The sequence below is a fragment of the Streptomyces collinus genome (genome assembly GCF_031348265.1).
Lineage (GTDB): Bacteria > Actinomycetota > Actinomycetes > Streptomycetales > Streptomycetaceae > Streptomyces > Streptomyces collinus.
This window is the reverse complement of sequence record NZ_CP133771.1, coordinates 6,582,107-6,603,373: the sequence shown is the minus strand read 5'-3', so window position 1 is coordinate 6,603,373 and position 21,267 is coordinate 6,582,107. Positions and strand designations below refer to the sequence as shown.

Here is a 21,267-nt window from a genome sequence, read left to right as displayed (position 1 = left end):
CGGCGGGTGGCCCCCGCGCGGCAGCCGGATCCGGGACGGGGCCGAACGGGGGCTGCCGGGCATTCCAGGCGTAAGCTGTGTCGACTGCGTTCGCAGCTTACTGAGCCTTCGGAGACCTCGTGCCCAGCCCCTACCGCGCCCTGTTCGCAGCTCCCGGCTCCAAGGGTTTCTCCGTCGCGGGTTTCCTCGGTCGCCTCCCGCTGTCGATGATGGGCATCGGCGTGGTCACGATGATCTCGCAGCTCACTGGGAGGTACGGCCTGGCCGGTGCCCTGTCGGCCACCATCGCACTGTCCGCGGCGGTGGCCGGACCGCAGGTGTCGCGGCTGGTCGACCAGTACGGGCAGCGGCGGGTGCTGCGCCCGGCGACGCTGATCTCGCTGGCCGCGGCGGCCCTCCTGCTGTGTGCGGCGCACTACGGGTGGCCCGACTGGGTGCTGTTCGCGGCGTGCGTGGGCATCGGCTGCGTCCCGAGCGTCGGCGCGATGATCCGGGCCCGCTGGGCGGCCCTGTACCGGGGGACGCCGCAACTGCACACGGCGTACTCCTTCGAGTCCGTGGTGGACGAGGTGTGCTTCATCTTCGGGCCGATCATCTCCATCGGCCTGTCCACGGCCTGGTTCCCGGAGGCCGGTCCGCTGCTCGCCGCCTGCTTCCTGGCGGCCGGCGTCTTCTCGCTGACCGCGCAGCGCGCCACCGAGCCCGCACCCCACCCGCGCGAGCGGCGGGGCGGCGGCACGGCGATGCGCTCGCGGGGCCTTCAGGTCCTGGTGGCCACCTTCGTGGCGACCGGGGCGATCTTCGGGGCGGTCGACGTGGTCACCGTGGCCTTCGCCGAGGAGGAGGGGCACAAGGCCGCCGCCAGCATCGTCCTCGCGGTGTACGCGGCGGGCTCCTGTGTGGCGGGGATGGTCTACGGGCTGCTGCACTTCGCCGGACCACCGGAACGCCGGTGGCTGCTGGGCGTGTGTGCCATGGCCGTGAGTATGATCCCCCTCCTACTGGTCGGAAACTTGCCGTTTCTGGCCGTGGCGCTGTTCGTTGCGGGTCTGTCCATCGCTCCGACGATGATCACGACCATGTCCCTCATCGAAGAGCACGTACCACGCGCGCAGCTCACCGAGGGCATGACCTGGGTGAGCACCGGGCTCGCGGCGGGTGTCGCACTCGGCTCCTCCGCGGCCGGCTGGGTGATCGACGCGGCCGGGGCGCGTGCCGGGTACGGGGTTCCGGCGGTGGCCGGGGCCGTCGCGGTCGCGGTGGGTTTCCTCGGGTTCCGCCGGCTCAAGCGACCGGCACCGGGTCGGGGAGGCTCCGTTGAGCAGCACAGCGAACGGAAAGAACGGCACGTGGCGTAACTGGGGCGGCAACGTCTCGGCCCGTCCCGCGCGGGAGGTCACCCCTGCTTCCGTGGACGAGCTGGCCGCCGCGGTGCGGCGGGCCGCCGAGGACGGTCTGAAGGTGAAGGCCGTCGGCGCCGGGCACTCCTTCACCTCCATAGCCGCGACGGACGGCATGTTGATCCGCCCTCAACTGCTGACCGGCATACGCAACGTCGACCGCGAGAACATGACGGTCACGGTGGAGGCCGGCACCCCGCTCAAGAGGCTCAACACGGCCCTCGCCCGCGAGGGCCTGTCGCTCACGAACATGGGCGACATCATGGAGCAGACGGTCTCCGGCGCCACCAGTACCGGCACGCACGGCACGGGGCGGGACTCCGGCTCGATCGCCGCCCAGATCAAGGGGCTGGAGCTGGTCACCGCCGACGGTTCCGTGCTCACGTGCTCCGAGAAGGAGAACCCGGAGGTCTTCGCCGCCGCCCGCATCGGCCTCGGTGCCCTGGGCATCGTCACCGCGATCACCTTCGCCGTCGAGCCGGTCTTCCTGCTCACGGCCCGCGAGGAGCCGATGCCGTTCGACAAGGTCCTCTCCGACTTCGAGGAACTCTGGGCCGAGAACGAGCACTTCGAGTTCTACTGGTTCCCGCACACCGGCAGCACCAACACCAAGCGCAACAACCGCAGCGCGGGCCCGGAAAAGCCCGTGCCGCAGCTGAAGAGCTGGTTCGAGGACGAGTTCCTCTCCAACGGCGTCTTCCAGGTGGCCAACTGGGTCGGCCGCGCGGTGCCCGCCACGATCCCCGCGATCGCCCAGATCTCCAGCAAGGCCCTGTCCGCACGGACCTACACGGACATCCCTTACAAGGTCTTCACGTCCCCGCGCCGGGTGCGCTTCATGGAGATGGAGTACGCCGTTCCGCGCGCGGCGGTCGTGGAGACGTTGCGCGAGCTGAAGGCGATGGTGGACCGCTCCGGTCTCCGGGTCAGCTTCCCGGTCGAGGTGCGCACCGCCCCCGCCGACGACATCGCGCTGTCCACCGCGTCCGGCCGGGACAGCGCGTACATCGCCGTCCACATGTTCCAGGGCACCCCCTACCAGCGGTACTTCACGGCGGCCGAGCGCATCTTCACCGCCCACGAGGGCCGTCCGCACTGGGGCAAGGTCCACACACGGGACGCCGAGTACTTCTCCCGGGTGTATCCGCGCTTCGGTGAGTTCACGGCGCTGCGGGATCGGCTCGATCCTGATCGGCTGTTCCAGAACGACTACTTGCGGAGGGTTCTGGGGGCGTAGGCGGCACACCGGGGTGGTGTTCCCGGCGTCTGCGCGCCGGGCGGCACTCGGGGGCGTCGCACTCGCCCGGGAGAGCACTGCGGGGCTCCGGTGCCGGCCGGGCCGGTCGAAGGAGTGCCGGTGCCGGAGCCGGATCGCGGGGGGGGGTGCTTTCGGCCATCGTCACGCCGAAGACGACGGCCGCCGCGAGCACCTGGGCTTCCGTAGTCCGGACCACGCGCGTGACGACGCCGGCGCCGGGGATCCTGCCGTACACCCCGAAGTACGAAGCCGGTTCGGCCGCCAGGATCGCCGCGACGGCACCACCCGCGACCTGCCACACGTTCAGGTCGATCCGCTGCGGCCTCTCCGTAACCCTTCGTTCCGATTCTGGCGATTACATGAAGTTCCCCACGTTCAAGATCACAGAACGGGGGAAAGGGGGGTCTTAGTCCCACCCCTTGCGAGAAGTTGGGCGGCGTGCCAATCCACGCACGTGGCCCGAATGGAGTACTGTTGCGAGCCCTGGGTCCGGTCTCCCATGTGGGTGTACAGGGCCTTGAGGACCGCCGGGAGGGGGCTAGTTGCACAGGGTGATGAAGTTCGTCACTTAGCGTTGCGAATAGGTAACCGTGCCATAACGGCGATCCAGGGCCCGTGCCCGACACGCCGGGCAACTCGGCAAGGTTGTGGCAGGCTGCACCCGGGCAGGCCACACTCGACTAGCGGAAGCAGCGACGCACGTGACGTCGGCAGGCACCACCCGGGAGGTCCCCATGCCCGAACTGCGTGTCGTGGCCGTCTCGAATGACGGCACACGGCTGGTGCTGAAGGCTGCCGACTCTACGGAGTACACGCTCCCGATCGACGAACGCCTGCGCGCCGCCGTGCGCGGCGACCGTCCCCGTCTCGGCCAGATCGAGATCGAGGTCGAGAGCCACCTCCGTCCCCGCGACATCCAGGCGCGTATACGTGCGGGCGCGACCGCGGAAGAGGTCGCGCAGATGGCCGGCATCCCCGTCGACCGGGTGCGCCGCTTCGAGGGTCCCGTGCTCGCCGAGCGCGCCTTCATGGCCGAGCGCGCCCGCAAGACCCCGGTCCGCCGCCCCGGCGAGAACTCCGGTCCGCCCCTGGGCGAGGCCGTGCAGGAGCGGCTGCTGCTGCGCGGGGCCGACAAGGACACCGTCCAATGGGACTCATGGCGTCGCGACGACGGCACGTGGGAAGTCCTGCTGGTCTACCGCGTCGCGGGCGAGCCGCACTCGGCGAGCTGGACGTACGACCCGCCCCGGCGGCTCGTCCAGGCCGTCGACGACGAGGCGCGCTCCCTGATCGGCGAGTCCGACGACCTGGCCGCGCCGGAGCCCAGCTTCCCGTTCGTTCCGCGGATCGCCCGGCTGCCGCGCGACAGACCGCTGGACCGCCCCGAGCGCCCCAGCCTGCCCGCGCAGGCGTCCGAACCGGATGAGGAGATCACCGGCGAGCGGGATTCCCTGACGAGCCTGCTGGAGGCGGTGCCGAGCTTCCGCGGCGACCTCGTCGTCCCGGAACTGCCCCCGGCGGAGCCCGAGGAGGAGCCCGTCGTCGCCGAGATCGAGGAGGAGGAGCCCCCGGCTCCCGCCGCCTCGGCCGGATCCGCCTACGCGGACGTCCTCATGCCGCGATCGGTGGGCAGCCACCGCGACCGGCTCATCGGTGCCACCGACCGCCAGGCCGAGGCGGACGGCGTACGCCCGGGCCGCAGAGCGGCCGTCCCGAGCTGGGACGAGATCGTGTTCGGGACGCGGCGCAAGAAGCAGGAGTAGCCGAGTCAGCCGGCGGACGACGAGGGCCGTGCCTTCCGGGCGCGGCCCTCTCCTCGTGTCAGGTCACTGCGGATCCGGCCCGACGGCGACCGGCCGGTCCGGGTCCGAGGACCACTCCGACCACGACCCCACGTACAGCTCGGCCGGAATGCCCGCGGCCGCCAGCGCCAGGACCTCGTGGGCGGCGGACACCCCCGACCCGCAGTACACGCCGACCCGCGAACCCTCCCTCACGCCGAGCCCCCCGAAGCGCTCCCGCAGTTCCCCTGCGGGCAGGAAGCGCCCGTCCGCCCCCACGTTCTCCGTGGTGGGTGCCGACACCGCGCCCGGGATGTGCCCGGCCACCGGGTCGATGGGCTCCACCTCGCCCCGGTACCGCTCCCCCGCCCGCGCGTCCAGCAGCACTCCGGACCGCGCCAGAGCCGCGGCGGCATCCGCGTCGAGCAGCCCCGTCACCCCCGGCTCGGGCACGAAGTCACCCTCGGCCGGAGCCGGCACGGACGTCTCCAACGGCCCCTCCCAGGACGGCAACCCGCCGTCGAGGACCCGCACGTCCGGGTGACCCGTCCAACTCAGCAGCCACCACGCCCGGGCCGCCGCCCACCCCTGGCCGCCGTCGTAGACGACCACCGGTGTGCCGGCCGACACGCCCGCCCGGCGCATCGCGGTACCGAACTGGGCGAGGTCGGGCAGCGGGTGCCGACCGCCCTTACCCGGCGCGGAGGCCAACTCCCGGTCCAGGTCGACGTATACGGCTCCGGGAAGGTGCCCTGCCTCGTACGCGGTCCGGCCGTCGAACGGCGGCTCGCCGGCCGCCTTGGCCGCGCTGAGCTGCCAGCGGACGTCGAGCAGGACCGGCGGCCGGGCGCTGTCGAGGTCCTTCACGAGGTCGGATGCGGAGATGATGGCGTTCATGGTCCCCATCCTCGCGCACGGGGGTGGCCGAGCCGTCCGTGTCCGGCTACTCTGCTCGGCCGGAGCGGAACGATCACACGGTGTACGGGAACAAGCACATGCTGTACAGCTGAACGACACCTGCCGACAAGCGCGCCGCGAGGGACGAGGCCCGCACATCGGGCATTCTCCCGGACATGGGACGCCCCACAGGGCTGACCCGCCAGGCTGCGGAGAGCACGGCCACCGCGAGGCCGAGAAGAGAGTGACGATGACCGACGCACGGGGGTCCGCCGGGCCGTACGGTGACCCACCCGCCCGGCACGCGCCCGGCGCGCCCTGCTGGGTGAGCCTGATGGTGCACGGACTGGACGCGACCGAGGAGTTCTACGGAGCGCTGTTCGGCTGGGAGTTCCAGCCGGGCCCCCAGCAGCTCGGCCCCTATGTGCGCGCGCTGCTCGACGGACGCGAGGTGGCCGGCCTCGGCCGGCTGCCACCGGACCGCCATCTGCCCATCGCGTGGACGCCCTACTTCGCCTCACAGAACGCGGATCTGACGGCCGAAACGGTGCGCAGCCGCGGCGGAACGATCGGCGTGGGTCCGCTGGACGCCGCCGACGCCGGCCGTCTGGCGATCTGCTCCGACCCCGCGGGCGCGGTGTTCGGCATCTGGCAGTCCGCCGCGCATCTGGGCACCGCCGTCTCGGGCGTTCCCGGCACACCCGCCTGGAACGAGCTGCTGACCTTCGAGTCGGCGAGCGTCGCCAAGTTCTACCGGACGGTGTTCGGCTACGAGGAGGAGCCGGTGGTCTCCGCCGACCTCGACTACGTGGCCCTGCTCCTGGGCGGCGAACCCGTCGCCGGCATCCACGGTGTGGGGCACGCCCTGCCCCGCGACCGGGGGCCGCACTGGGTCACGTACTTCCAGGTCGCCGATGTCGACGACGCCGTGGACCACCTCGTCCACCTGGGCGGGCAGGTCCTTAGGCCGGTACACGACACCGACCACGGGCGGGTGGCGAGGGTGGCGGACCCGGAAGGGGCGCGGTTCGCGCTGCTGCAGCGGCCGGACTGACGGCCGGAGCGCCGGACCTGGGTCAGGCGGACGTCACCGGCAGCACGTCCGGGGACAGGGCTGCCGCATGGGAGGTCGCCGCGGTCATCCGGCGGCGGTGGTGACGGCGGCACAGCACCTCGTACCCGACTTCGTCGGCGGAGTGGGTGACGTCGCCGACGACCACCTGAGCGCCCTCGACGACCATCACCCCGCCTATCGTGCGGGCGTTGTGCGTGGCGCGGGCTCCGCACCAGCACAGGGCCTCGACCTGGAGCACCTCGACCCGGTCGGCCAGCTCCACCAGCCGCTGCGAGCCGGGGAACAGCTTGGAGCGGAAGTCGGTCGTGATGCCGAAGGCGTAGACGTCCAGGCTCAGGTCGTCCACCACACGCGCGAGTTGGTCGATCTGCTCCGGCGCGAGGAACTGCGCCTCGTCGGCGATCACGTAGTCCGCACGGCCGCCTTGCGAGAGATGGTCGACGAGGTAGCCGTAGAGGTCCTGCCCGTCGCCGACCTCCACCGCGTCCGTCACCAGGCCGAGGCGCGAGGACAGCTTGCCCTCGCCGGCCCGGTCGTCGCGCGAGAAGATCATGCCCTGCAGGCCGCGCGCCGAGCGGTTGTGCTCGATCTGGAGAGCCAGCGTCGACTTCCCGCAGTCCATGGTTCCGCAGAAGAACACCAGCTCGGGCATGTGGAGTTGAGCACCTTTCGGCGTGGGAGGTCGGCGTTCGGCAGTGTCAGGAGCGTACTTCGAGCAGGGGGACCAGCTGCTCGGCGGGGGTCATCGAACCGTGGTTGCCGACCATGGCCGACTCCTTGGGCTCCCGCTCGGAGGCGATGAGCAGGACGTCGTCCCGCGCGGCCGCGACCACGTCACCGATCCTGCCGTACACCCGTTCGTCGATCTGCGGGCCGAACCAGCCCGCCGCGATGGCCTCGTCGCGTGAGGCCACCCAGAACTGCTCGCCGAGCACCTCGCGCCAGCAGGTCAGGACGTCGTTCGCCGCGCCGGGCACCGCGTAGACGTGGCGGGCGCGGCCCTCGCCGCCGAGCAGGGCGACCCCGGCGCTCAGCTCCCAGTCCTCGTCGAAGTCGATGCGGTGCTGCTCGTCGAACGGCACGTCGATCATGCCGTGATCGGCGGTGACGTAGAGGGCGCTGCGCGGCGGCAGTTGCTCGGCCAGGCGCTGGACCAGGCGGTCGGCGTACATGAGCTGGCCGCGCCAGGCGTCGGAGTCGACGCCGAAGCGGTGACCGGCGCCGTCCACCTCGGCGAAGTACGTGTACACCAGGGAGCGGTCGCCCGCGGCCAGTTGCTCGGCCGCCAGGTCCATGCGGTCCTCGCCGGTCAGCCGCCCCAGGAACGATCCGCCACTGAGCGCGACCCTGGTCAGCGGGGTGTTCTGGAAGGTCGGGGACGAGACCTGCGCGGCGTGCACCCCGGCCGCGTGCGCCAGCTGGAAGACCGTGGGGTACGGCTGCCAGACGCCGGGCTGCGTCCATGGCTGCCAGCGCAGCTGGTTCATCAGCTCGCCGGTGTCCGGGTTGCGGACGGTGTAGCCGGGCAGGCCGTGCGTGCCGGGCGGCAGGCCGGTGCCGACGGAGGCGAGGGAGGTCGCCGTGGTCGCCGGGTAGCCGGCGGTGAGCGGACGCCCGGTGCCGCCGCGGGAGGTGGCGAGGAGGGACGTCATGAAGGGCGCGTCCTCGGGGTGCGCCTTCAGCTGCTCCCAGCCGAGACCGTCGATCAGGAACACGCAGTTCCGGTCGGCGGGGGTCAGCTCCGTGATCGCGGCGTTCATGTCCGGTACGCCGAGACCGGCGGCCAGGGTGGGCAGGAGGTCGGCGAGCGATCCGCTGCCGTACTCGGGGGCGGGTGCGGAGGCGACGGCGAGCGGTTCGGGGTGGGAATCCCAGGCCGTCTTGGGCTGTGCCATCAGCGGGTCGTGTCCGCGGTCGCCTCGGAGAGGGCCTGCGCGAACGCGAGAGCCTCACGCACGGTCTCCGGTCCGTCCCCGGCCTCGCTGACGCGCAGGCTGAGGTCGTCCGCCGTCGAGTTGCCGGTGTAGCCGTGGTCCGCCTCGCAGTTGGGGTCGCCGCAGGCGGCCGGCTCCAGGTCGATGCGGGAGACGGCGCCCCAGCCGATGGTGAGGACGACCTCGCGGGGCAGAGTGCCCGGCTTGTACGACTCGGGGTTGGCGACCACACGGCTGACCACGATCGACGAGATGCGGCCGATCTTCACGGACTCCGTCGACGTCGTGGCGTACGGCGTCGGGGATGTGCTGTCGGCGGCCTGCTCGTCGGTGTGGCTGACGATGAAGCGGTTGTCCGTGAGGACGAGCACGGTCACGTGCCGCCGCACCTCGTTCTGGTCGAACGTCGTCTCCTGGTGGACCAGGTACGACCGCATGGGCTCACCGCCCACGGCGGCCTCCACCGCCTCGGCCACGAGGGCCGGGTAGTAGCCGCTGCGCTCGATCGCCGCCCGCAGCCCCTGGGTCGTCGTACTGGTCTTGGCCATGACGCCCATCCTACGGGGGACCACTGACTGCGAGGGACAGGTCGCCCCCTGTCAGTAGGCGGGAAGGGTCCGCGGGCCGAGGTCGTCGCGGGCGGGCGGGGGCGCGAGGCGGACGGAGGCGCCGAGGACGCTGAGGCCGTGCGAGGCGACGACCACCGGCTCCAGGGTGACCGCGACGACCTCGGGATGGTCGTCGACCAGCCGGGACACCCGCAGCAGCAGCTCCTCCAGGGCCCGGGTGTCAGCCGGTGCGGAGCCGCGCCAGCCGAACAGCAGCGGGGCCGTGCGGATCGAGCGCACCAGCGAGGTCGCCTCCCGGTCGGTGACCGGGATCAGCCGGTGCGCGGTGTCCCCGAGCAGCTGCGAGGCGGCCCCGGCGAGTCCGAAGGAGAGCACCGCTCCGGCCGCGGGGTCGATGACGGCCCGGACGACGACGTCCACGCCGCGCGGCGCCATCCGCTGCACCACCGGCCGCAGCTCCTCCGGCGCACCGAACAGCTCGGTCAACTCCGCGTAGGAGCGGCGCAGTTGGTCCTCGTCGGCGAGGTCGAGGCGGACGCCGCCCAGGTCGGCGCGGTGCCTGAGGTGCGGGGCGGTGGCCTTGAGTGCCACGGGGTAGCCGAGGGTGCGGGCGGCTTCGGCGGCGGCGTCGGGGGTCGGGGCGGGCAGGGCGCGGTGGACCTGGACGCCGTAGTGGCCGAGGAGGTCACAGGTCTCGTCGGTGCCGAGGGTGAGGCCCTGCCCGCGCGCGAGCAGGCCGTCGATCAGCGCGGCGGCGCCCTTCTCGTCGATGTCCTCGTACTCGGGCACCTTGCCGGGGTCGGCCGCGTCGCGCCGCCACTGCGCGTAGGCGACGGCCTGGCCGAGGGCGCGGACGGCACGCTCGGAGGCGGGGTAGGCGGGGATGAGGTGGGCGCCTTCGGGGGCTTCGGTGGCGGGGAGTTGTTCCGCTGCGGGCGTCGGGCTTGGAGCGTTTTGCGACGGGTTGTCCGATGTGGTCTGCGGCGCCGTGCTCGCCGCCGCCGACAGGGCTTCCGCCAGGCCGCCGAGCTCCACGTGGACCACCAGGACCGGCTTGCCCGGAGTCGCGGCCGAGGCGGAGCGCAAGGCCTCCGCCAGGGCCCCGTCACCGACCGAGCCCTCCCCCACCGCCGGTATGGCCGTGACGACGACGGCGTCGCACCGGTCGTCGGCGAGCGCGCGGGACAGGGCGGCGTGGAAGTCCGCCGCGGAGGCCGCGGTCGTCAGGTCCTGCGGGGGGTGCGGCCGCAGGCCCTCGGCGAGGCACGCGTCGTACGTGAGCAGGCCGAGCGACTCCGAGTTGCCCAGGATGGCCACCCTGGGGCCGGGCGGCAGGGGCTGGCGGGCGAGCAGCAGGCCCGCGTCCACCAGCTCGGTGATGGTGTCGACGCGGATGACGCCGGCCTGGCGCAGCAGCGCCGACACGGTCGCGTGCGGCAGCCGGGTCGCCCGGACGGCGTGCCCCTGGGGGGCGGCGCCGTGCCGCGCGCCCTGGACGACGACCAGGGGCTTGGCCGCGGCGGTCCGGCGGGCGAGGCGGGTGAACTTGCGGGGGTTGCCGATGGACTCCAGGTACATGAGGACGACGTCGGTGTCGGGGTCCTCGTACCAGTACTGCAGGACATCGTTGCCGGAGACGTCGGCGCGATTGCCGGAGGAGACGAAGGTGGAGACGCCTGTCACGCCCGTGACGCCGCCGCCGCGCCGGTGCAGCCGGGACAGCAGGGCGATGCCGATGGCACCGGACTGGGCGAACAGGCCGATCCGGCCGGGGCGCGGCACCTCGGGGGCGAGGGAGGCGTTCAGCCGTACCTCCGGAGAGGTGTTGATGATGCCGAAGGCGTTGGGGCCGATGATCCGCATGCCGTACGTGCGCGCGTGCCGTACGAGGGCGCGCTGGCGTTCACGCCCCTCGTGGCCGCTCTCGGCGTACCCGGCGGAGACCACGACGAGCCCCTGCACGCCGTGTTCGCCGCACTCGGTGACGACCTCGGTGACCTGCTCGGCCGGTACGGCGACGACGGCGAGGTCGACCGGGCCGTCGATGTCCCGCACCGAGCGGCGGGCGGGCACCCCGTCGAGCTCCTCCTGCCCCTCGGGGAGGGCCTTGTTCACGGCGTACAGGCGGCCGGTGAACCCGGCGTCGCGGATGTTGCCGAGGACGCTGCGGCCCACGCCGCCCGGGGTGCGCCCGGCGCCGATGACGGCGACCGACCCGGGGGCGAGGAGCCGCTGCACGGAGCGTGCCTCGGCGCGGTGTTCGCGGGCGTACTGCACGGCGAGGGAGCGGTCGGTGGGTTCGAGGTCGAACTCCAGACGGACGACGCCGTCCTCGAAGCTGCGCTTCTGGGTGTAGCCGGCGTCCGTGAACACCTTGATCATCTTGTTGTTGGCGGGCAGCACCTCGGCGGCGAAGCGGCGGATGCCGCGCTCACGGGCGACGGCGCCGATGTGTTCGAGCAGGGCGGAGGCGACTCCGCGGCCCTGGTGGGCGTCCTGGACGAGGAAGGCGACCTCGGCCTCGTCGGCGGGTGCGGACGCGGGCGTTCCGTCCGCGCCGATCCGGTCGTAGCGTACGGTGGCGATGAACTCGCCGCCGACCGTGGCCGCGAGTCCCACCCGGTCCACAAAGTCGTGGTGCGTGAAGCGGTGGACGTCCTTGGCGGACAGGCGAGGGTACGGCGCGAAGAAGCGGTAGTACTTCGACTCGTCGGAGACCTGCTCGTAGAAGCTGACCAGGCGATCGGCGTCATCAACGGTGATGGGCCGGATGCGCGCGGTGCCCCCGTCGCGCAGCACCACGTCGGCTTCCCAGTGGGCGGGATACTCGTGCCGGTCCGGCGAGGTCTGCATGGGCCCCAGAGTACGGCTAGCGTCCGACAGCGGCGCGAGGCAGTCTGTGGAGGGCGTCAGTCGGGTCGAGGCCGCGATCCGACGGCACCCCGGGAGTGGAACGCGAGGACCACTCCTGGAGGGCTTCACGATATGGGAAACTGGTCTAGACAACCCTGAAAACCGAAGGGCAGCAACACATGGCTGAGCGCCGCGTCAACGTCGGCTGGGCCGAGGGTCTCCACGCCCGCCCCGCCTCCATCTTCGTCCGAGCCGCCACGGCCGCAGGCGTCCCGGTGACGATCGCCAAGGCTGACGGCAACCCCGTCAACGCGGCCTCGATGCTGGCCGTCCTGGGCCTCGGCGCCCAGGGTGGCGAGGAGATCGTCCTCGCCTCCGACACCGAGGGCGCGGACGTCGCCCTGGACCGGCTGGCCAAGCTGGTCTCCGAGGGTCTCGAGGAACTGCCCGAGACCGTCTGATGTCCCGTGCGCCGGTCCGGCGCACATGGAAGGGCTCGCCCTGATGCAACGGGCGAGCCCTTCGCCATTCCCGGCCGACAAGGAGCGGGAATTCTAGAATTCCCCGTTTCGGGCACGGGAAATAGACCCTCACGAATTGGCTGCTCTTTGTATACGGCCGCCGTGTTAATGCCGCAGGCTCGCCGTGTTTACGGGATGTTGCGAGTTCCTCACACCGCCGGCGGGCTCCCTGCCGGAGCCGAAGCGCAGACGGTGCGCGCCCGTGGCACGCTCGGCGTGCAGCGCCGTGACCGCCCGCGCGCGCTCGCCGTCCCCGCGCGCCACCGCGTCCACGATCGCGCCGTGTTCCGTCCAGGACTCCACCGGGTTGGCCGGCGCGTCCACGGCGTACATCCACGCGATCTTGTGGCGGAGCTGGGTGAGCATCGAGGTCAGTGCGGGGCTGCCGGAGGCCTGGGCGAGTGTTTCGTGGAACCAGCCGCCGAGGGAGCGCAGGTCGTCGCTGCTGCCGCGGCGGGCCCGCTCCTGGCCCAGCCGGACCAGGCCGCGCAGGACCTTCAGATGCGCCTCGGTGCGGCGCTGGGCGGCGCGGGCCGCGCCGAGGGGCTCCAGGAGCATGCGCATCTCCAGCAGGTCGCCCGCCTCCTGCTCGGTGGGTTCGGCCACGCACGCGCCCGCGTGCCGGCGGGTCACCACGAAGCCCTCGGCCTCCAGCGTGCGCAGCGCCTCCCGGACGGGCACCCGCGAGACGCCGTAGCGGCGCGCCAGGAGTTCCTCGGTGAGCCGGCTGCCGCGTGCGTGGACGCCCGCGACGATGTCGTCCCGGATGGCCGTGCACACCGAGTGCGCGGGAATACGCATGACCGACCTCCCCATTAATCCCCGTGAAACGCCGACGAGCGGCGTCCGTTCCGTGACTCTATTGCAATGAGCCGGAATTTCCGACGGCCCTCGGGAATCCAGGGATATTTTTTGGACAGGCTGCCGCCGTAAACACCGAAAGCCCCGGCTCGGGGAGCCGGGGCTTCGGGAACAGCGCGGAGGTTCCGGTCAGACGTTGACGCCGTGGGAGCGGAGGTAGGCGACCGGGTCGATGTCCGAGCCGTACTCGGGGCTCGTACGGGCCTCGAAGTGCAGGTGCGGGCCGGTGACGTTGCCCGTCGCGCCGGACAGGCCGATCTGCTGGCCGGGGGTGACCTGCTGGCCCACCGAGACGCCGACGGAGGACAGGTGGCCGTACTGGGTGTACGTCCCGTCGTTCATCTTGATCACGATCTGGTTGCCGTAGGAGCCGCCCCAGCCGGCCTCGACGACGGTGCCCGCGCCGACCGCGTGGACGGAGGTGCCGCTGGCGGCGTGGAAGTCCACACCGGTGTGGCTGCCGGAGGACCACAGGCCACTGCTGGCCTTGTAGCTGGTGGAGACGTACGAGCCGGAGATCGGGGCCACGTAGGCGTTGAGGCGCTTGCGCTCGGCCTCGCGGGCGGCGCGCTCCTTGGCCTCGCGGGCCTTCTCGGCCGCTTCCTTGGCCCTCTCCGCCAACTCGGCGGCCTGCTTGCGCGCGGCCTCCTCGGCCTTCCGCTTGGCGGCGGCCTCGTCGGCGGCCTGCTGCTGCGCGACGGCCTGGGCGTCGATCTGCTGGGCCACGGTGTCGCCCATGGTGACGACCGGGGTGAGACCGGTCTGCTCGGGGCTGGGCTCGGCGGCGAAGGCCGCAGGGGCCGCCACGGTGCCGATCACGCCGGTGGTGGCGAGGGCCGCGACGCCCGCCGCGCGGGCGGTGCCGCGCTGGATCCTGCTGGGACGACGGTGCTTCCCGGTGGCGCGAGTGAACGCCATGTAGTGGCTGGTCCTTTCCTTCCCTCTCGCCTACCGGGTTAGCTGACGGGTTCGGAGCAGGAAGGTCTCCTACGGACTCCCTCGCGACTCGCGCGGGCGTCCGATTCACCCCAGGGACTACGGTGGGTCCCCGGCTCCCCTGGCTCGCGCCGTACGGGGACTCGGCGATGACTGTCCGGTGCCGCGGGTGCGGCGCACTGCCTGACGAACAGCCCGGACGACGCTAAGCGGCGCCGCTTTCAATTCCCAAACGAATCCCGGCGTTTGTAGCGCATCCCACAGGGCAGACAGGCAACTCCCATCCCAATTCGGACATAAAGGGGCCCTGGTGCCTTTGAAGACAACCAGGGCCCCTGTGCGCGCGTGCCGCTACTCGGCCGCGACGACGGTGACTTCGCCGATGCCCAGGGCCTCGACAGGTGCCTTGATCTGCGCCGCGTCACCGACGAGGACGGTCACCAGACGGTCCACCGGGAAGGCGCTCACGGCCGCCGCGGTGGCCTCCACGGTGCCGGTCGCGGCGAGCTGGCGGTACAGCGTGGCCTGGTAGTCGTCGGGCAGGTGCTGCTCGACCTGGTCGGCCAGCGTGCTCGCGACCGCCGCGGCCGTCTCGTACTTCAGCGGAGCCACCCCGACCAGGTTCTGCACGGCGACGTCCCGCTCGGCGTCGGTCAGTCCCTCGGCGGCGAGGGTGCGCAGCACCGTCCAGAGGTCCTCCAGAGCGGGGCCGGTGTTGGGCGTGTCGACGGAACCGCTGATGGCGAGCATCGCGGCACCCGTGCCGTCCGGGGCCGACCTGAGGACCTGGCCGAACGCCCGTACGCCGTAGGTGTAGCCCTTCTCCTCGCGCAGGACGCGGTCCAGGCGGGAGGTGAGAGTGCCGCCGAGGCAGTACGTGCCGAGCACCTGCGCGGGCCACACACGGTCGTGCCGGTCCGGGCCGACCCGGCCGATCAGCAGCTGCGTCTGGACGGCGCCGGGGCGGTCCACGATGACGACCCGGCCGGTGTCGTCGGCGGTCACCGGCGGCACGGGTCGCGGCTCGGCCGAGGAGCCCGTCCAGGCGCCCAGGGTGTCCCCGAGCAGGGCGTCGAGGTCGATGCCGGTGAGGTCGCCGACGACCACGGCGGTGGCCGTGGCGGGGCGGACGTGCTTCTCGTAGAAGCCGCGAACGGCAGCGGAGTCGATCGCGGCGACCGTCTCCTCGCTGCCCTGCCGGGGCCGCGACATGCGCGCGTCCGACGGGAACAGCTCCTTGGAGAGCTCCTTGGCGGCGCGGCGGGAGGGGTTGGCCAGTTCGTGCGGGATCTCGTCGAGGCGGTTGGTGACCAGCCGCTCGACCTCGCTGTCGGCGAACGCGGGCGCCCTCAGCGCGTCGGCGATCAGGTTCAGCCCCTTGGCGAGCCGGGAGGCCGGCACCTCCAGGCTGAGCCGGACGCCGGGGTGGTCGGCGTGCGCGTCGAGGGTGGCGCCCGCGCGCTCCAGCTCGGCGGCGAACTCCTCGGCGGAGTGCTTGTCGGTGCCCTCGGAGAACGCCCGGGCCATGATCGTCGCCACACCGTCGAGACCGGCCGGCTCGGCGTCCAGGGGGGCGTCCAGCAGCACCTCCACGGCGACGACCTGCTGGCCGGGGCGGTGGCAGCGCAGCACCGTCAGGCCGTTGTCGAGCGTGCCGCGCTCGGGGGCGGGGAAGGCCCACGGCCGGGCGTCGCCCGACTGCGGCCGGGGGTGGAAGTCCATCGTGGCGAGCTCGGTCACCGGGCCGCCTCCTCGTTCTCGTCCTGGTCGGCGGGGGATTCGGGGGCGGTCGGCTCGTAGACGAGCACCGCGCGGTTGTCGGGCCGCAGGCAGGCCTTGGCGACCTCGTGGACCTCCTCCGCCGTGATCTCCAGCACACGCTGGACGGCGGTCAGGGCGAGCTGCGGGTCGCCGAACAGCACGGCGTACCGGCACAGTTCGTCGGCGCGGCCGGCGACCGTGCCGAGCCGGTCCAGCCATTCGCGCTCCAGCTGGGCCTGGGCGCGCTCCATCTCCTCGGCCGTGGGGCCTTCCTCGGCGAACCGGGCGAGCTCCTCGTCGATGGCGGTCTCGATGACCGGAACCTCCACGTCACCGGACGTCTTCACATCCAGCCACCCCAGGGAGGGCGCCCCGGCGAGCCGCAGCAGGCCGAAGCCGGCCGCCACGGCCGTACGGTCGCGCCGCACCAGCCGGTTGTAGAGGCGGGAGGACTCGCCGCCGCCGAGGACGGTGAGGGCCAGGTCGGCGGCGTCGCACGCGCGCGTGCCGTCGTGCGGCAGCCGGTAGGCGGCCATCAGGGCGCGCGCCGGGACCTCCTCCTCGACGACCTCGCGCAGCTGCTCGCCGATGGTCTCCGGCAGCGAGCCGTCGCGCGGGGCGGGCTTGCCGTCGTGCCCGGGGATGGAGCCGAAGTACTTCTCCACCCAGGCGAGGGTCTGCTCCGGGTCGATGTCGCCGACCACGGAGAGCACGGCGTTGTTCGGTGCGTAGTAGGTGCGGAAGAACGCCCGCGCGTCCTCCAGGGTCGCCGCGTCCAGGTCGGCCATGGAGCCGATCGGGGTGTGGTGGTAGGGGTGGCCCTCCGGGTAGGCGAGCGCGGTCAGCTTCTCGAACGCGGTGCCGTAGGGGACGTTGTCGTAGCGCTGGCGGCGCTCGTTCTTGACGACGTCCCGCTGGTTCTCCATCGACTCGTCGTCGAGCGCCGTCAGCAGCGAGCCCATGCGGTCGGCCTCCAGCCAGAGGGCGAGCTCCAGCTCATGGGTGGGCATGGTCTCGAAGTAGTTGGTCCGCTCGAAGCTGGTGGTGCCGTTCAGCGAGCCGCCCGCGCCCTGGACGAGCTCGAAGTGACCGTTGCCCTTGACCTGGGCGGAACCCTGGAACATCAGGTGCTCGAAAAGGTGAGCCAGGCCGGTGCGTCCCTTGACTTCGTGGCGCGAGCCGACGTCGTACCAGAGGCACACCGCGGCGACCGGGGTCAGGTGGTCCTCGGAGAGCACCACGCGCAGGCCGTTGGCCAGGCGGTGCTCGGTCGCTGTCAGGCCCCCGGAGCCTGCCTGGGCTGTGGCCGTGTGACCCATGGGCATGTACGTCCCTTCGATCGCGGAGCGGTCTTCACAACCGCGGATTCCTGCCGGTCCTGCCACTGTATGCAAGCGTGCGAAGCCCTGGTGAAGTTCCCGGGCGGCGTACGCCGAGAGCGAGCACGGGGGACCGTCCTCGCCGGGCTCGGTAGGGCCCGACAGGCGTCGGAGACCGGGCCCTGGTCCCGGTTGTCAGTGCGGCGGTCCACAATGGTCGGCGTCAGATCCGGATCGCAGCAGCATGAGCGAGCCGCAGGGGCGGCCGGTGACGAGTGGGCGAGCGCGCGCAGGGCCCGATGGGCCGGGCACGATCGACGTCTCCTCACCGGCAGGAACGCCCCGTAGGCGAGCGACCAGTAACAGGAGGAGCCGGCAGCGATGGCCCGCCGCAGCACGAAGACGCCGCCCGACGACTCGTACGAGGAGCGGATCCTCGACATCGACGTCGTCGACGAGATGCAGGGCTCCTTCCTCGAGTACGCGTACTCGGTCATCTACTCCCGCGCCCTGCCCGACGCACGCGACGGCCTCAAGCCCGTGCACCGCCGCATCGTCTACCAGATGAGCGAGATGGGCCTGCGCCCCGAGCGCGGGTACGTCAAGTGCGCCCGTGTCGTCGGCGAGGTGATGGGCAAGCTGCACCCGCACGGCGACGCGTCGATCTACGACGCCCTCGTGCGCATGGCCCAGCCCTTCTCGATGCGGGTCCCCCTGGTCGACGGCCACGGCAACTTCGGCTCGCTGGGCAACGACGACCCGCCGGCGGCCATGCGGTACACCGAGTGCCGGATGGCCGAGGCGACGAGCCTGATGACGGAGTCGATCGACGAGGACACCGTCGACTTCAACCCCAACTACGACGGCCAGGAGCAGGAACCGGTGGCCCTGCCCGCCGCCTTCCCGAACCTCCTGGTCAACGGCGCCTCGGGCATCGCGGTCGGCATGGCGACGAACATGGCGCCGCACAACCTGCGCGAGGTCATCGCCGCCGCCCGCCACCTGATCAGGTACCCGAACGCCGATCTCGACGCCCTGATGAAGCACGTCCCGGGCCCCGACCTGCCCACCGGCGGCCGCATCGTCGGCCTGTCCGGCATCCGGGACGCCTACGAGTCCGGCCGCGGCACGTTCAAGATCCGGGCGACGGTCTCGGTGGAGCCCGTGACGGCCCGCCGCAAGGGCCTCGTGGTCACGGAGCTGCCCTTCACGGTCGGCCCCGAGAAGGTCATCGCCAAGATCAAGGACCTGGTCGGTTCGAAGAAGCTCCAGGGCATCGCCGACGTCAAGGACCTGACCGACCGCGAGCACGGCCTGCGCCTGGTCATCGAGATCAAGAACGGCTTCGTGCCGGAGGCGGTCCTGGAGCAGCTCTACAAGCTGACGCCGATGGAGGAGTCCTTCGGCATCAACAACGTGGCGCTGGTGGACGGCCAGCCGCTCACGCTGGGCCTGAAGGAGCTCCTGGAGGTCTACCTCGACCACCGCTTCAACGTCGTACGGCGGCGCTCGGAGTTCCGCCGCTCCAAGAAGCGCGACCGGCTGCACCTGGTCGAGGGTCTGCTCACGGCCCTGCTGGACATCGACGAGGTCATCCGCCTGATCCGCTCCAGCGAGAACTCCGCACAGGCCAAGCAGCGCCTGATGGAGCAGTTCTCGCTGAGCGAGGTACAGACGCAGTACATCCTCGACACGCCGCTGCGCCGTCTGACCAAGTTCGACCGCATCGAGCTGGAGTCCGAGAAGGACCGGCTCAACGCGGAGATCGAGGAGCTGACCCGGATCCTCGACTCGGACGCGGAGCTGCGCAAGCTGGTCTCCTCCGAACTGGCCAACGTCGCCAAGAAGTTCGGCACCGACCGGCGTACGGTGCTGCTGGAGTCGGGCGGCGCCCCGGTCGCGGCCGTGCCGCTCCAGGTGGCCGACGACCCGTGCCGGGTGCTGCTGTCCTCGACGGGTCTGCTGGCCCGTACCGCGAACGGCGAGCCCTTCACGGAGGACGCCGGTGCCCAGCGCGTGAAGCACGACGTGATCGTCTCGGCGGTGCCCGCCACCGCCCGCGGGGAGGTGGGCGCGGTCACCTCGGCGGGCCGGCTGCTACGGCTGAACGTGGTCGACCTGCCCCAGCTTCCGGAGTCGCTGACGGCACCGAACCTCGCGGGGGGCGCGCCGCTGGCGGAGTTCGTCTCCCTGGAAGACGACGAGACGGTGGTCTGCCTGACCACGCTCGACGAGTCGTCGCCGGGCCTGGCGCTCGGCACGGCACAAGGCGTCGTCAAGCGCGTGGTGCCGGACTATCCGGCCAACAAGGACGAGCTGGAGGTGATCACCCTCAAGGAGGGTGACCGGATCGTCGGCGCGGTCGAGCTGCGCACCGGCGAGGAGGACCTGGTCTTCGTCACCGACGACGCGCAGTTGCTGCGCTTCCAGGCGTCCCAGGTCCGCGCTCAGGGCCGCCCGGCCGGCGGTGTGGCCGGCATCAAGCTCGCCGAAGGCGCGAAGGTCATCTCCTTCACCGCGGTGGACCCGGCGGTGGACGCCGTGGTCTTCACCGTCGCGGGCTCCCGGGGCACGCTGGACGACTCCGTCCAGACGACGGCCAAGCTGACCCCGTTCGACCAGTACCCGCGCAAGGGCCGCGCCACGGGCGGCGTCCGCTGCCAGCGGTTCCTGAAGGGCGAGGACTGTCTGTCCCTGGCCTGGGCGGGCCCCGTCCCCGCCCTGGCGGCGCAGAAGAACGGCACGCCGGCCGACCTGCCGGACATCGACCCCCGCCGCGACGGCTCGGGAGTGTCCCTGGCGAAGACGGTGGCCGTGGTGGCCGGGCCGGTCTAGGCCGGGTCCGCGGCCTGCTCCTCGGGGTCGCGTACGTACCGCAGGACGCCCCACATGCCGTGCTCGTCGGCGTGTGGGGCGTCGCTCGCGGACGCCTCCAGCTCCTTCTCGAGCGCGGCGGCGTCGATCCCCGAGCCGATGAGGACCAGCTGCGTGAGGCGTTCGCCGCCGTCCGGCCAGGGCTCCGGGTAGAAGCGCAGGAACCGCCCGACGGCGTGGACGGCGTAACGGTTGCGGGCGTCGTGCGGCCCGAAGTCGATGTAGCCCTTGATCCGGTACAGCCCCTCGGGCCTGCTGTCGAGGAACGTCATCAGCCGGCGCGGGTCGAGGGGCGCCCGGGAGACGAACGACAGGCTGTCGTACGCGGCGTGCAGGTGTCCGGCGTGGCCGTCCGCGGCGCGCTGGTGCGGGGCGTGTGCGTGGGGGGCGTCTGCGGGCAGGTCCTCCGGGTGCAGGCCCTCTTCGCGCAGGTCGCCTTCGTGCAGATCGTCTTCGTGCAGGTCGTCGAAGGAGAGCTGCCCCATGCGCTCCTCGCTCGGGCGGCAGTCGAAGAGGAACTCCGGGTCGATCCGGCCGTAGGTGGCCGGGACGACGGCGGCGCGGTCGACGAGGGACCGGACCAGCCCGAGGACGCGTTCGGCGTCCGCCGCCCGGTCGAGCTTGTTGACGACGACGAGGTCGGCCAGCGCGAGATGCCGGTCGATCTCGGGATGCCGGGCACGGGTGTCGTCGAACTCGACGGCGTCGACGACCTCGACGAGTCCTCCGTACACGACCCCGGGATGCTCGCTGGCCAGCAGCATCCGTACGAGTTCCTGCGGCTCGGCGAGACCGCTGGCCTCGATGACGATGACGTCGATGCCGAGGGAGGGCTCCGCGAGCCGCTCCAGGTACTGGTCCAGTTCGCTCGCGTCGACGGCACAGCACAGGCAGCCGTTGCCCAGGGAGACCGTCGAGTCGCCGAGCGCTCCCGCCACGGCCATCGCGTCGATCTCGATCGCCCCGAAGTCGTTGACGATGGCGCCGATACGGCTGCCGCCACTGCGGTGCAGGAGGTGATTGAGCAGGGTGGTCTTTCCCGAGCCGAGGAATCCGGCCAGGACGACGACCGGGATCTGCTGCGGTTTCGGACTCGGCTGGCTCACCGTGCGACCTCTCTCGCGCCGACGCGTGCACCGGCTCGCGTTCCCGGCACACGTGGGAAATGGGGATGCCGCCCCAGGATACGAGCCAAAAGATCCACACCGAAGTGAACGGCCGTCAGCAC

At 71.9% G+C, this 21,267-nt stretch carries 16 protein-coding genes and 1 riboswitch; of the genes, 6 read left to right on the top strand and 10 right to left on the bottom strand.

Annotated elements, in window-relative coordinates; translation table 11 throughout:
* The first annotated feature begins 119 nt into the window (after positions 1 to 119).
* The 3 genes from RFN52_RS30100 to sepH all read left to right on the top strand — a co-directional run bounded on the left by RFN52_RS30100 (position 120) and on the right by sepH (position 4,421).
* Positions 120 to 1,358 carry an MFS transporter gene (locus tag RFN52_RS30100; protein WP_184850789.1) on the top strand — a complete coding sequence of 413 codons (1,239 nt, stop codon included), beginning with the start codon at positions 120 to 122 and terminating at the stop codon, positions 1,356 to 1,358.
* The gene (locus RFN52_RS30095) at positions 1,318 to 2,637 is read left to right on the top strand and encodes a D-arabinono-1,4-lactone oxidase (protein WP_184850787.1); all 1,320 of its coding nucleotides are present in this window, start codon (positions 1,318 to 1,320) and stop codon (positions 2,635 to 2,637) included. Before RFN52_RS30100 ends, RFN52_RS30095 begins: the two co-directional genes overlap by 41 nt.
* A gap of 755 nt (positions 2,638 to 3,392) precedes the next feature.
* Positions 3,393 to 4,421 carry a septation protein SepH gene (gene sepH, locus RFN52_RS30090; protein WP_184850785.1) on the top strand — a complete coding sequence of 343 codons (1,029 nt, stop codon included), beginning with the start codon at positions 3,393 to 3,395 and terminating at the stop codon, positions 4,419 to 4,421.
* Between the two features lie 63 nt (positions 4,422 to 4,484).
* On the opposite strand, the gene RFN52_RS30085 is transcribed toward sepH, so the two are convergent.
* On the bottom strand, positions 4,485 to 5,336 hold the full coding sequence (locus RFN52_RS30085; protein ID WP_184850783.1) for a sulfurtransferase: 852 nt from the start codon (positions 5,334 to 5,336) through the stop codon (positions 4,485 to 4,487).
* A 250-nt stretch (positions 5,337 to 5,586) separates the two neighbouring features.
* On the opposite strand from RFN52_RS30085, the gene RFN52_RS30080 reads away from it, so the two are divergent.
* Positions 5,587 to 6,390, top strand: coding sequence for a VOC family protein (locus RFN52_RS30080; protein ID WP_184850781.1), 804 nt, complete (start codon positions 5,587 to 5,589; stop codon positions 6,388 to 6,390).
* A 22-nt stretch (positions 6,391 to 6,412) separates the two neighbouring features.
* On the opposite strand, the gene RFN52_RS30075 is transcribed toward RFN52_RS30080, so the two are convergent.
* Genes RFN52_RS30075 through RFN52_RS30060 form a run of 4 tightly spaced genes read right to left on the bottom strand, consistent with a single transcriptional unit; the run spans position 6,413 to position 11,767 of the window.
* On the bottom strand, positions 6,413 to 7,063 hold the full coding sequence (locus tag RFN52_RS30075; RefSeq protein WP_031108015.1) for a thymidine kinase: 651 nt from the start codon (positions 7,061 to 7,063) through the stop codon (positions 6,413 to 6,415).
* Between the two features lie 46 nt (positions 7,064 to 7,109).
* The gene (locus RFN52_RS30070; RefSeq protein ID WP_184850779.1) at positions 7,110 to 8,306 is read right to left on the bottom strand and encodes an alkaline phosphatase family protein; all 1,197 of its coding nucleotides are present in this window, start codon (positions 8,304 to 8,306) and stop codon (positions 7,110 to 7,112) included.
* On the bottom strand, positions 8,306 to 8,893 hold the full coding sequence (locus tag RFN52_RS30065) for a DUF5998 family protein (protein ID WP_181361612.1): 588 nt from the start codon (positions 8,891 to 8,893) through the stop codon (positions 8,306 to 8,308). Before RFN52_RS30065 ends, RFN52_RS30070 begins: the two co-directional genes overlap by 1 nt.
* A 51-nt stretch (positions 8,894 to 8,944) precedes the next feature.
* Complete coding sequence (locus RFN52_RS30060) at positions 8,945 to 11,767, bottom strand: bifunctional acetate--CoA ligase family protein/GNAT family N-acetyltransferase (protein ID WP_184850777.1); 2,823 nt, start codon at positions 11,765 to 11,767, stop codon at positions 8,945 to 8,947.
* Between the two features lie 179 nt (positions 11,768 to 11,946).
* Between RFN52_RS30060 and RFN52_RS30055 the strand changes: the two genes are divergently transcribed.
* Complete coding sequence (locus tag RFN52_RS30055) at positions 11,947 to 12,228, top strand: HPr family phosphocarrier protein (protein WP_184850775.1); 282 nt, start codon at positions 11,947 to 11,949, stop codon at positions 12,226 to 12,228.
* A 165-nt stretch (positions 12,229 to 12,393) separates the two neighbouring features.
* Here the strand turns inward: RFN52_RS30055 and RFN52_RS30050 are convergent, their stop codons facing one another.
* The 4 genes from RFN52_RS30050 to RFN52_RS30035 form a co-directional block, all read right to left on the bottom strand.
* Entirely contained in the window at positions 12,394 to 13,089 is a 696-nt protein-coding gene (locus RFN52_RS30050) for a GntR family transcriptional regulator (RefSeq protein WP_184850773.1), read from the bottom strand.
* 189 nt (positions 13,090 to 13,278) lie between these two features.
* On the bottom strand, positions 13,279 to 14,067 hold the full coding sequence (locus tag RFN52_RS30045; RefSeq protein ID WP_184850771.1) for a M23 family metallopeptidase: 789 nt from the start codon (positions 14,065 to 14,067) through the stop codon (positions 13,279 to 13,281).
* A gap of 12 nt (positions 14,068 to 14,079) precedes the next feature.
* Positions 14,080 to 14,244: riboswitch (cyclic di-AMP (ydaO/yuaA leader) on the bottom strand.
* 192 nt (positions 14,245 to 14,436) lie between these two features.
* The gene (locus tag RFN52_RS30040; protein ID WP_184850769.1) at positions 14,437 to 15,825 is read right to left on the bottom strand and encodes a M16 family metallopeptidase; all 1,389 of its coding nucleotides are present in this window, start codon (positions 15,823 to 15,825) and stop codon (positions 14,437 to 14,439) included.
* Positions 15,822 to 17,165 (bottom strand): M16 family metallopeptidase, encoded by a 1,344-nt coding sequence (locus tag RFN52_RS30035; RefSeq protein ID WP_184850767.1) that lies wholly within the window; start codon positions 17,163 to 17,165, stop codon positions 15,822 to 15,824. The genes RFN52_RS30040 and RFN52_RS30035 overlap by 4 nt, the downstream gene beginning before the upstream one ends.
* Positions 17,166 to 17,546: 381 nt before the next feature.
* On the opposite strand from RFN52_RS30035, the gene RFN52_RS30030 reads away from it, so the two are divergent.
* Positions 17,547 to 20,000 (top strand): DNA gyrase/topoisomerase IV subunit A, encoded by a 2,454-nt coding sequence (locus RFN52_RS30030; protein WP_184850765.1) that lies wholly within the window; start codon positions 17,547 to 17,549, stop codon positions 19,998 to 20,000.
* Here RFN52_RS30030 and RFN52_RS30025 read toward each other — a convergent pair.
* Entirely contained in the window at positions 19,997 to 21,145 is a 1,149-nt protein-coding gene (locus tag RFN52_RS30025) for a CobW family GTP-binding protein (protein ID WP_184850763.1), read from the bottom strand. The two genes, RFN52_RS30030 and RFN52_RS30025, sit on opposite strands and share 4 nt — an antisense overlap.
* Positions 21,146 to 21,267 lie beyond the last annotated feature (122 nt).